The sequence below is a fragment of the Deltaproteobacteria bacterium genome (assembly GCA_023382265.1).
GTDB lineage: Bacteria > JAMCPX01 > JAMCPX01 > JAMCPX01 > JAMCPX01 > JAMCPX01.
Genome location: JAMCPX010000022.1, coordinates 54,258 through 64,564, shown reverse-complemented (window position 1 = coordinate 64,564; position 10,307 = coordinate 54,258). Strand labels below are relative to the sequence as shown.

Sequence of the window (10,307 nt, the reverse complement as noted above, 5' to 3'; positions counted from 1 at the left end):
AAGAAAAGAGAGCTATCAAAGAAACAACAAAAATGAAAAAGGCGGACAGCTTGTCGATATGAAATGACAGGGAAAGGAGCGGAAAAATCGCTGTTCCGGCGGCAAAGGATAGATCGTGCCCGGTGATGAAAACGGAGAGTGCAAAGAATATGCCCCACGAGGAACCGGCAATCGAAAACAGGCTGGTCCACGCATTGGCTGGTCCGTCATGTTTTCGCAGCACCAAAGCACCGGCCGCACCTGCGGCAAACAGCGACAACAGGGCAATAAAACCTATGGGGGATGTAATGGTGGAGAGCATGGTATTTATGACGGCTTCCTGTCCAGTGTGTTGAAAATTTTGAGAAGGTGATAGAGAATGGTTTTTGGCGACGGGGGGTCTCCGGGAATCTGGTAATGCACCGGCACTACGGTATCCACTCCATCCAGCACCGCATAAGCGCCTCTATAAATGCCGCCGTTTATGGCATCGTCTCCGACAGCCACTACAATCTTTGGATCGGGTGTAGCTTCATACGCCCGCCGCAGCGCTTTTGCCATGTTCCTCGTTACTGGGCCGGTTACCATAAGCATATCCGCATGTTTCGGGGAGGCTACAAAATGGATACCAAAACGTTCAACATCATAGAAAGCATTGGAAAGGGCGACGAGTTCCTGTTCGCAGGCATTGTCGGAACCAGCATCTATCTGTCTTATGGAAAGGGAACCTCTGAACAATCGCTTTACCTTGTCCTGTATTTTTTCGCCGAAGGCAATGATTTCCGCCTGTTCGGGATCATCGGTATTAACCGGAATTATATTTTTGGGGGTCCTCACTATTTTCAAAAAAAGATTTATCATGTGTGAAAATCATAAGCACAAACTTCTTCAACGCGTCAAGAAAATAACCGGAATATATTCAAAAAAAGCATACAATACAGGATTGAGAGGGCGTTTTTGGCCCGATTGAAAGCTCTGCCTGTTCTAATGGAGTTTACTTATCGTCACAACCCAGTCTTCAGGTCCTTCCTGCTCGTACTGCCATGCAAACTTCCCGGTAAACTCTGTCTCAAACTGGTAATAAAGCGGTTTTGGGTCATGATCGTTGATAAGCAGGATTGATTGTCCGGGTCCCAATTGGTCCCATAATTCGAATATTTTTACATGCCGTGAAGCAGGCGGAAGCTGTCTTATATCCAGTTCAAAAACTTGTTCGCTCATAATCACCTCCATAATTTTAAATATATTTTTATAGTAAAAGATTAAAGAGGTGTATGACGCGGATCATAGAAGACTGGGTTACAGAAACTCGAACTTCGGTGTTATTCCTCTTAAGAGCCTGCCAGACAATTCAAAATTAGCAGCTTTATCTAATGGAACGAAAAGAAGGATCTAATCTTTTTAATGAGTTACAAATCGAGCTTCTTCAGCTATGCTTCAGAATGACAATTGTCGGTCAGCCTGTTTTACTTTGGCAAAGCAGGTGCGTCCTTAAAACCAAACCTCCATGGTCCCACTATCATAGATAGATCTAAGAATTACAACACTGTGAACCCAGTATGTTTTACGATAATTTGAATAGGTACTGTTTGACAATGTACTGCATTGTGTTACACTTAATAAAAGAAGATAAGGAGGCAGGCACTATGCAATCGCAGTTAACAGTAAGACTCCATGATGGTCTTGAAAAGAATATCACGAACCTTGCAAAAAGATTGCATCTTAATTGCCCGGATATATTGAGGATGGCACTGGAAAAATTTAAAGGATAAATTGATTACGACAGAACCTGTACTCACAGAAACGATTTATCTTTTAGGCCCTGCGTTTAAGGCACAAAGAATCTGTATTGAATTTATCTTAAAAGGTGGTGCTGTTCTTGTGCCTCAATAAACGGAAAGCCTTTCAAAGGCTCTTTTGTTAATGGAAAAGTACAAAAAAATATAATAAAATGGATAACGTAGTACCTATACTTAAAAAATTTCCATTCTTCTACACTGTCTCGGATGTACTGCTTGAGAAGGTCGGCAAAATAGGTATCAAGAAATCTTACGTAAAGGACGAGTGTATATTCAACGAAGGTGAAAGTCCGAAAGCAATGGGACTGATCATTGAAGGTAGAATAAAGGTTGTTAAACATTCACCCGAAGGCAAAGATGTTATCGTACGCATTATTGATAATGGACAGATATTCGGAGAGGTTGCCGTATTCGACAATAAACCCTACCCTGCCTCAGCCGTTGCAATGGTTGATACAAAGGCATTCGTTCTTGAAAGATACAAGCTGATAGAACTGCTTAATAATGAGCCGCAGATTACTCTTGATATCATTTCCGACCTTGGAAGAAAACTCAGGGATTTGCTTGATACCGTAAAGAACATAGCAACAGAGCATGTTGATAAAAGGATTATCATAACACTTCTAAAACTATACGAAGCTACAGGTAGTCATACATTAAAAATAAAAAGACAGGATATCGCAGAGATGTGCGGTACCACAGTTGAAACAACAATAAGGATTGTAAGACAGATAGAGGATAAGGGTTACATAAAAACAGAACGCGGCATCATTGATATAATAAACGCGGAAGCCTTAAAAAACCTGTACAGTAATCATTAAGTATAATCCATGAGATATTGAAAAATATTTAGATATACTATAGTATTCTGATTATAGGAGGAGGTATGGAAACATCAATTGTAAATGTTTTTAATGGGAGGGTAAGTGAACATCCTGATAAGGTTGCTATTATGTGGAACAACAAAGGCAAATGGCAAAACGTCACATGGAAAGAATACAACGAGCATGTTACAAATGTAGCTTACGGTTTGCTCGGTCTTGGTATTAAAGCTCAGGATAGAGTAGCTTTAATTGGGACAAACAGACCCGAATGGTTCTACTCCGATCTGGCAATACTGAGCAACGGCGCGGTATCCGTACCCGTATATCATACCAACACGTCCAAACAGGTTGAATACATAACAGTTCATAGTGAGGCGGTATTCATTTTTGTGGAAAATAAAATACAGTTGGACAAGTTAATATCCATAAGAGCTTCAATCCCAAACATAAAAAAGATCATAGTCTGGGAGATGCCTCAAGATGTTAATGATCCATTGATTATTAGCCTTGATAAACTCGAGGCCATTGGAAAAGAAGCCAGGGAAACTCAGAGTGGGGTTGTGGAAAAGAGGACCCGGGAAATAAATCCGGAATCGCTTGCAACTATTGTTTATACATCTGGCACAACAGGACCTCCAAAAGGCGCTATGCTCTCACACAATAATATCGTGTGGACATGTGACGCACTTACAAAGGCAAATGATTATTCCGATACCGATATGTATATGAGCTATCTGCCTCTTTCTCATATCGCTGAAAGGATCGGGATCTACTACATGTTCATGTACACCAATGGTACGGTCGGCATACCCGAGAGCATTGATAAGTTTGCAAATGATATTAAAGTTATCCAGCCGCATGTAATGTTTGCCGTCCCAAGGGTAATGGAGAAATTTTATGCTGGTATAAAAGTAGCGTTATCACATACCACAGGGACTAAGAAAAAGATTGTAGATTTTGCAATAAGGACAGGAAATCAGTGGGTTGCTCATATAGAAAAAGGAACCGCGCCATCTGCCGGTTTAAAACTAAAAAGGAACATAGCAGACATTCTCGTTTATAAAAAGCTGAAACACGAGCTAGGTTTCTCGAGGGGAAGGCTGCTTATTGCAGGAGGAGCTCCTGTGCCTTCCGAGATTTTAAGGTTTTTCCATTCAATAAATATTCCACTATGCGTCGTTTATGGACAAACAGAAGTAACGGGACCGACATCAATACACGAGCATGGACACATAAAGTTTGATACAACAGGCCCCGCCGTACCCGGAGTATCCGTAAAAATTGCGCCAGATGGTGAAATTCTTGTTAAGGGCGGTAATGTATTTATGGGATACTATAAAAATCCTGAATCAACTTTAGAGACCCTAAAAGATGTATGGCTTTATTCCGGCGATATCGGAGAGATAGATAAAGACGGCCATGTTAAGGTAACCGATAGGAAAAAGGATCTTATTATAACATCTGGGGGCAAAAATGTTTCCCCCTCAAATATAGAGAGCATGCTTAAAGCCAACCCGATGATCAGTCAGGTAGTCGTTATAGGGGATAAAAGGGCATACCTCACTGCCCTGTTAACACTCAACAGCGAGAATGTTATAAAGTTTGCAAAGGAAAACGGTATAAATGAAACAAACACTGAAGCACTTTCAAGACACCCAAAAATAAATCAAGTAATATCCGAATTTGTTGAAAAGGTGAACAATGAACTTGCAAGGTATGAAGGCATAAAAAAGTTTACCCTCCTCCCAAAAGATTTTTCTCAGGAGACGGATGAACTGACTCCGACATTAAAGGTGCGCAGAAAGATTGTTAATGAAAAATATAAAGAGTTTATTGAGAAAATGTATAAAGAGTGAGTCCCAGTATAAATATCTCCAATGAATAAATATGATCTCCTTTATCATTGTCAATTATAATACAACGGATATGCTTAAAGGGCTTTTGAGTTCTATAAAGCAGTACTTCGCAGATGCTGAGGTCATTGTTGTGGATAATGCATCCAAGGATGGAAGCAGTGGTATGGTCAAAAAAGACTTCCCCGATACAAGGATCATAATCAACAATGATAATGTTGGGTTCGGAAGAGCAAACAATCAAGCAATGGAAATCGCAAACGGCGATGTGTTTGTACTTATAAATAGTGATGCTGAACTGTTTGATGATAGCCTGAAAAATGCAGTAGAATTGGTTAATTCAAATAAAAATTATGGACTTGCCGGCTGCCGGCTTGTAAACACGGATGGAAGTACGCAAGCATCCGTTAGCAGGTTCCCGAACATTGGATATGCTTTTTTGTCTGCTACCGGTATAGGTTTATTTCTGCCGCAAGCAATGAAGTCTCGTGTTTTAGCCGGGCGGTATTTTGATTATGGCCAACAGTCAAACGTCGATTGGGTAATGGGTGCGTGTATGATTATAAGAAAAGAGATATATGAGAAGACAAGAGGTTTTGATAATACATACTTTATGTTCGGTGAAGATATGGAATGGTGCTATAGAATTAAACAAGCCGGGTATGAGATCATCTATACCCCGAAAGCATCGGTTAAACACCATTTCAATAAAAGTAAATCTACGTTCATATCGGAGCGATACATACTTATGTATAAAAACTATTATGTCTTCTGCAATCAGTATCTTGGCAAGACACAGTCAATGATCATAAGGTTACTTAATATAGCAGGTTTATCCTTAAGGTATGCCGCTCATAAGCTTGGTTTTATAAGAACGGATGATCAGTTCCTCTCTTACTGGTTTTCAAACTTCAAAGAGGCGATTATCGCTCAGTTTAAGGCATAACATCAGGCAGTCCTCAGCTCCTGCCTGAAACTTTATTTTTCGAGTCAATATTGAAAAATGCCAACACACTGAGTAAATTCAACTTATAGAAAGGAGGATATCAATATGGCAGAGGAAAGACTAAAAGTAGGGGATAACGCACCGGATTTTAAACTCAAGGATCAGAATGATAAAGATGTAAGTCTTTCGGATTTTAAGGGTAAAAAGGTTCTTTTATCGTTCCATCCACTTGCATGGACCGGAGTATGCGCTAAACAGATGAAGTCTCTTGAGGACAATGTGAAGACATTTGAAAAAATAAATACGGTAGCACTCGGTTTGAGCATAGATACATCTCCCTCGAAAAAAGCATGGGCAAAGGAACTGGATATAAAGAATACAGCATTGCTTGCCGATTTCTGGCGGCATGGTGAGGTTGCAAGAAAATACGGGATTTTCAGGGAAGCTAACGGTTTTTCCGAAAGAGCAAATATCATTGTTGATGAAAATGGTAAGATCGTTTTTTTAAAGGTTTACCCTATAAACGAATTACCTGATATAAAAGAGATAATCGGGGTGCTTGAAGGTAAAAAATAGTATCAAGAATTTTCAGAGTTAATTACCTTTCGGCAAGCTACCGGGGGCAACATGTATTTTAAGAAAGAGATGGGTTTAAACGATTTCTTTTATGCGGATTGATCTTTTCTGATTTACTGAATTGAATATACTGTTACACAAATATCTGCTATGAAGATAAAAACCAGGGGAAAATAAATAATAATGGCAGCTATATATTTATCCAAAAGACGAAAATTATGAATAAAACAGATTATGTAATGAAAAAAGCCCTTACCATTGAACGTAATCAATGGCTTGAATCTCTAAGTATAGATGGAAAGGATAGACTTTTGTTTGAGCTTGAGATGCTGCTTAAAGGCACAGAAAGATTTTTCAATATAAATAATTTACCAATATCTCATAAAGAACAGGCAATCGGAAAAAATTTTCATAATGAATTAAAGATATTAACCTTTATAGCTAAAAGGATCGTTTCAATCATAAGATTTTTTATAATAGACGAATCATCAAGTGCCTTTTATTTTCAAAGCTACATAGAGAATCGTCTTCTTGCCGATCATGCAAGGGATAAAGTAATAGAACTGTATCTTACACAGTCATCGCCAAGAGATAGCCTTTATTTACTTTATATAACATTCTTAAACCTTGCCAATATTTACGAATCCGCATCACAAAATAAGAAGGTACCGTTCAGCCTTTATATGAATCTTGGTCAGATAACCAGCAGGGAGATATCGGTTAATAAATATTTTAGCCCGATCCCTTTCGAGCCATTCTTTGATAGATACGATAAAATTCATGATCATAATATAAGAGGTATTGTAAGTCAGATTGCAGATGATAATCTCAGGCTAAAACTCTCTGTTGTATTTTTATCTTTGTTCAGATTACTAAGATTTATGAGATACATAAAAAACGAATCGGAAGATTTTGAAGAACTGAAAACTTCAATACTCATATTTACACTTGTAAATTCAGAAGCGAAGACGCTTACGAAATTCCTTGAAGAAGAATTTCTTAAATATAAAACGGAAGTTAAATACCGCGAAAAAACTGTATCCACAATAGATTCTCTTGCTTTTCAGCTGAGTATAGAATTGAGGAAGGTTTTTGACCAGATATTGAAGGATTCTGTTGAGATAGGCAATCTTACAAAATTAAAAGTAGTTGTTGATTCAGCAAAAGGCATACTAAGCAACTTTATACAGCAATCAATAATACTGCTTGCCCAGAGCTTTGATCCTTATATAAAAGGGAAAGAGATATTCCCTGATTTTATTTCAAAAGTTGAGCAATCCCTTAGACTGAGAGAGGATATATGGCTTTTTAAGAGTGTAGTAGAGTTTTTTGAGCAGAATACAAACGAGAATGGTTCTATGGGCAGCTATTCCATGGAAGAACTTTTTAATATTGTAAGGGATTATATTTATTATTTTCAGGACATAGGGTTTTCACTCGTAAGATACAGTGATCATGAAGGGTTTGAGGGCTTTTTTGATAGACTAAGCATGTTCAGGGATGAAGATCTTTTAAATAAATTTAAGCTTTCAGAACTTCGTAAAACAATGCATAATCTCAAGATATATCTTGAGACCACACTTGGCCATATAGAAAATAGAGCAGAACTGAAAAATATTCCTCCGGACTTGAAACACCTTAACGCAATACTATCGCAATTTATTTCTAAAAAATAGATTAATTCCGGAAGTGTATCAGGAGGATCTCAGTGTTGAGAAGCAGAAGATGGTTTAAAACCCGTTACTGCAACCCTATTGCATCGTTGGGTTAATTGGCATTTCGTATAAACTTTCCTGCTGTTATTATGCTGCCTGCTATGCCAAGAAGTATACTGCCTATGAATATGGCAATGATGGCTTCTCTTGATAAAAATATCACGCTTACATTTGTGAAAAATACTCCCATACTGCCTTCAAGTTTGTATATGAAAAATTCATATATGGCATAAAGTAAAAGAATAGAAAGTCCTGTTCCAAATGTAATTTGGACTATGCCTTCAAGAATAAATGGTATCTCTATAAAAAGATTCGTTGCACCAACAAGTTTTAATATCCCTATTTCGTCTTTTTTTGAAAATATAGATATGCGAATGGTATTTGATATAATGATCAGAATAGAAAATATGATAAATCCGCCTATTCCTATACTGAGCATTTTCATGAGAATAATAACACCGGATAGTTTTGATGCAAGTTCTTTTCCATACTGGACGTCTGAGATGCCCATAAGTCTTTTTATAGAAGATGCAACATTATCGATTCTATTCTCTGCTATAGCCTTATCTCTCAGTGAAATAACGAAATATGCAGGCAGGATATCGGGAGACACTCCCTTCAGTATAGCCGATTGACCTTTTAATTCTTTTTTAAACTCACTAAAGGCTTCCTGCTGAGAATAATACTTTATACCTTTTACACCGCTAATTGCCCTCAACCTATCACTTACTTGCCTTATCTCATCAGCACTAATCCCGTTTTTTACATACGCTATAATGTTTATCTTACCCTGCCATTCACCAAGCACAGAATGAACATTTATATATATAAGAAAGAATATATTCAGGATAAGTAAAGCTACAGCTATAGTAACAACGGTTATGATATTGAGATACAAATTGATCTTTATTCTTTTTATTGTGGTTGATATAAAATAAAAGATTTTGTCCATGTTATAAAAATGATTTTACTTATCCGTAATCCTTCCATGCTCAAGTGTTATCACCCTCTTCCTGTACTTTGAAATAAGATTTTTATCATGAGTTGCAACTACTACGGTGGTACCTTTTGCATTTACTTCTTCAAAAAGCCTTATGGTTTCAATTGTCAAATCAGGATCAAGATTACCCGTCGGCTCATCCGCAAGCAGTATTACAGGTTCACTGACAAGAGCTCTTGCTATTGCGATTCTTTGCTGTTCACCGCCTGATAACCTTATAGGATAAGCATTTATCTTCTGATGCAGCCCAAGCATTTTTAGTATCTCCAATACCTTTTTTCGGATTTCTTTTTTCTTAACATCTAATACGGATAGTGCAAGCGCAACATTATCAAAAACCGTCCTGTCATAAAGTAATTTAAAGTCCTGAAAAACCACGCCTATATTTCGCCTCAGATATGGTATGGAGTTTCTTTTTAAACGCGTTACATTATGGCCGTTAATTATGACCTGCCCTCTTGTTGGCAATTCGGCAGAGAACATGAGTTTAAGAAGGGTTGTTTTCCCGGCACCGCTTGGACCAGTTACAAAAACGAATTCTCCTTTCTCTATCTGCAGATTAAGATCCTCAAGCACCTCGCTGCCTTTTAAATAATATTTATAAACGTGAAAGAATTGGATCATTTTCTTAAGGTATCAATCTTTAAAGCAATTGTTTTTTGTTCGGGCTTATCATCAAGTGTGATGGTTTCCTGCAAGCCTTCTTCCATCTTATTTTTCTTCTGCCGTCTCTACCAGATAATCCAGTATTACCTCATCGAGATTCTTTGTTTCGTCAATATTTATTGTGTTCTCTTCTACCCTTTGAATTTTTTCGGATGATTGTTTCGGTTCTGCAGCAGCGGCTTTATTGTTATTAAGTTGCGATTTGATCATTTCGTGAGAATCATAAACACCATCCCTGAGTTCAATTATCATTTTTTTGTGCTGGTCTTTCATCAAATCATTAACGATCTTCTCAAGTCCATCAATTTTAATAATGTCCTGATAGCTGGTCTTTTTGGTAGCAAGTATATTCCCGCCGATAAACAGATGGGTTACTATATACGGATTATCCATGCCGCTATCTTCTGTTTGAATATGAAATGTTATACCCTTATGAACTATGTTGTGATTGTGGCCTAAAAGCATTTATTTGAAATATTTTTTAAGATAGTTATCTATACTGAATATAAACTCTCTCGTATAAACAAGAAATACGGAAACAACAAAGAATATTATGTCCCTTATTATTATAACAGATCCTATTTTCTCATGCATGCCAAAGATATCAAAGCAGCCGCAATCCATTGAAACGCCTCTGAATATGTTTATAGAAACAGCAAATATAAACGCCGCCAACAATAAGCCGACAGCCAGGGCAGAACCTCTTGTAAATATACCAAGGACGAGCATTATACCTGCTAAAAGCTCAGCCCACGGAAGAGCGTACGCAAAGTATCTTGCCATAAAGAGCGGCAATATATTATAATTGACAACAATCGACTCCAGTGATTGAGGATGCAAAAGCTTGCCATAAGCTGCTATAATAAATATACCGCCGAGCAATATCCTTAATACAAAAATAATAACCGGTCTTAACATTTGAAAATTAATTATACATCTTCTCTCCATA

Annotated in this window: 12 protein-coding genes; 5 read left to right on the top strand and 7 right to left on the bottom strand. The window is 37.7% G+C overall.

Annotated features, from left to right (window positions below):
• From M1381_04520 to M1381_04510, 3 genes are all read right to left on the bottom strand, one after another.
• The coding region (locus M1381_04520; GenBank protein ID MCL4478350.1) for a hypothetical protein at nucleotides 1-301 on the bottom strand (301 nt) is incomplete at its 3' end.
• 5 nt (nucleotides 302-306) lie between these two features.
• A complete protein-coding gene (gene nuoB / locus M1381_04515; protein ID MCL4478349.1) occupies nucleotides 307-840 on the bottom strand; it encodes an NADH-quinone oxidoreductase subunit NuoB in 534 nt (177 codons plus the stop codon).
• Between the two features lie 123 nt (nucleotides 841-963).
• Nucleotides 964-1,200 (bottom strand): DUF2249 domain-containing protein, encoded by a 237-nt coding sequence (locus M1381_04510; GenBank protein MCL4478348.1) that lies wholly within the window; start codon nucleotides 1,198-1,200, stop codon nucleotides 964-966.
• Between the two features lie 730 nt (nucleotides 1,201-1,930).
• Here M1381_04510 and M1381_04505 point away from each other — a divergent pair.
• From M1381_04505 to M1381_04485, 5 genes are all read left to right on the top strand, one after another.
• Nucleotides 1,931-2,599 (top strand): Crp/Fnr family transcriptional regulator, encoded by a 669-nt coding sequence (locus M1381_04505; protein MCL4478347.1) that lies wholly within the window; start codon nucleotides 1,931-1,933, stop codon nucleotides 2,597-2,599.
• A gap of 65 nt (nucleotides 2,600-2,664) precedes the next feature.
• Complete coding sequence (locus M1381_04500) at nucleotides 2,665-4,458, top strand: long-chain fatty acid--CoA ligase (protein ID MCL4478346.1); 1,794 nt, start codon at nucleotides 2,665-2,667, stop codon at nucleotides 4,456-4,458.
• A 31-nt stretch (nucleotides 4,459-4,489) separates the two neighbouring features.
• Nucleotides 4,490-5,401, top strand: a complete 912-nt coding sequence (locus M1381_04495) for a glycosyltransferase family 2 protein (protein ID MCL4478345.1) — start codon at nucleotides 4,490-4,492, stop codon at nucleotides 5,399-5,401.
• Nucleotides 5,402-5,506: 105 nt separating this feature from the next.
• The gene (locus tag M1381_04490) at nucleotides 5,507-5,977 is read left to right on the top strand and encodes a peroxiredoxin (GenBank protein ID MCL4478344.1); all 471 of its coding nucleotides are present in this window, start codon (nucleotides 5,507-5,509) and stop codon (nucleotides 5,975-5,977) included.
• Nucleotides 5,978-6,195: 218 nt separating this feature from the next.
• Nucleotides 6,196-7,653, top strand: a complete 1,458-nt coding sequence (locus M1381_04485; protein MCL4478343.1) for a hypothetical protein — start codon at nucleotides 6,196-6,198, stop codon at nucleotides 7,651-7,653.
• A gap of 91 nt (nucleotides 7,654-7,744) precedes the next feature.
• Here the strand turns inward: M1381_04485 and M1381_04480 are convergent, their stop codons facing one another.
• The 4 genes from M1381_04480 to M1381_04465 form a co-directional block, all read right to left on the bottom strand.
• Complete coding sequence (locus M1381_04480; GenBank protein ID MCL4478342.1) at nucleotides 7,745-8,644, bottom strand: ABC transporter permease; 900 nt, start codon at nucleotides 8,642-8,644, stop codon at nucleotides 7,745-7,747.
• A 15-nt stretch (nucleotides 8,645-8,659) separates the two neighbouring features.
• Entirely contained in the window at nucleotides 8,660-9,316 is a 657-nt protein-coding gene (gene ftsE, locus M1381_04475) for a cell division ATP-binding protein FtsE (GenBank protein MCL4478341.1), read from the bottom strand.
• An 87-nt stretch (nucleotides 9,317-9,403) separates the two neighbouring features.
• On the bottom strand, nucleotides 9,404-9,823 hold the full coding sequence (locus tag M1381_04470) for a hypothetical protein (protein ID MCL4478340.1): 420 nt from the start codon (nucleotides 9,821-9,823) through the stop codon (nucleotides 9,404-9,406).
• Entirely contained in the window at nucleotides 9,824-10,306 is a 483-nt protein-coding gene (locus M1381_04465; protein ID MCL4478339.1) for a DoxX family membrane protein, read from the bottom strand.
• Nucleotide 10,307: the final 1 nt, after the last annotated feature.

Excerpts from the sequence above, each read along its gene's own strand:
- M1381_04470 (MCL4478340.1), bottom strand. The coding sequence starts at position 9,823 with ATGCTTTTAGGCCACAATCACAACATAGTTCATAAGGGTATAACATTT.
- ftsE (MCL4478341.1), bottom strand. The coding sequence starts at position 9,316 with ATGATCCAATTCTTTCACGTTTATAAATATTATTTAAAAGGCAGCGAG.
- nuoB (MCL4478349.1), bottom strand. The coding sequence starts at position 840 with ATGATAAATCTTTTTTTGAAAATAGTGAGGACCCCCAAAAATATAATT.
- M1381_04510 (MCL4478348.1), bottom strand. The coding sequence starts at position 1,200 with ATGAGCGAACAAGTTTTTGAACTGGATATAAGACAGCTTCCGCCTGCT.
- M1381_04505 (MCL4478347.1), top strand. The coding sequence starts at position 1,931 with ATGGATAACGTAGTACCTATACTTAAAAAATTTCCATTCTTCTACACT.
- M1381_04485 (MCL4478343.1), top strand. The coding sequence starts at position 6,196 with ATGAATAAAACAGATTATGTAATGAAAAAAGCCCTTACCATTGAACGT.
- M1381_04465 (MCL4478339.1), bottom strand. The coding sequence starts at position 10,306 with ATGGAGAGAAGATGTATAATTAATTTTCAAATGTTAAGACCGGTTATT.
- M1381_04500 (MCL4478346.1), top strand. The coding sequence starts at position 2,665 with ATGGAAACATCAATTGTAAATGTTTTTAATGGGAGGGTAAGTGAACAT.
- M1381_04495 (MCL4478345.1), top strand. The coding sequence starts at position 4,490 with ATGATCTCCTTTATCATTGTCAATTATAATACAACGGATATGCTTAAA.
- M1381_04490 (MCL4478344.1), top strand. The coding sequence starts at position 5,507 with ATGGCAGAGGAAAGACTAAAAGTAGGGGATAACGCACCGGATTTTAAA.
- M1381_04480 (MCL4478342.1), bottom strand. The coding sequence starts at position 8,644 with ATGGACAAAATCTTTTATTTTATATCAACCACAATAAAAAGAATAAAG.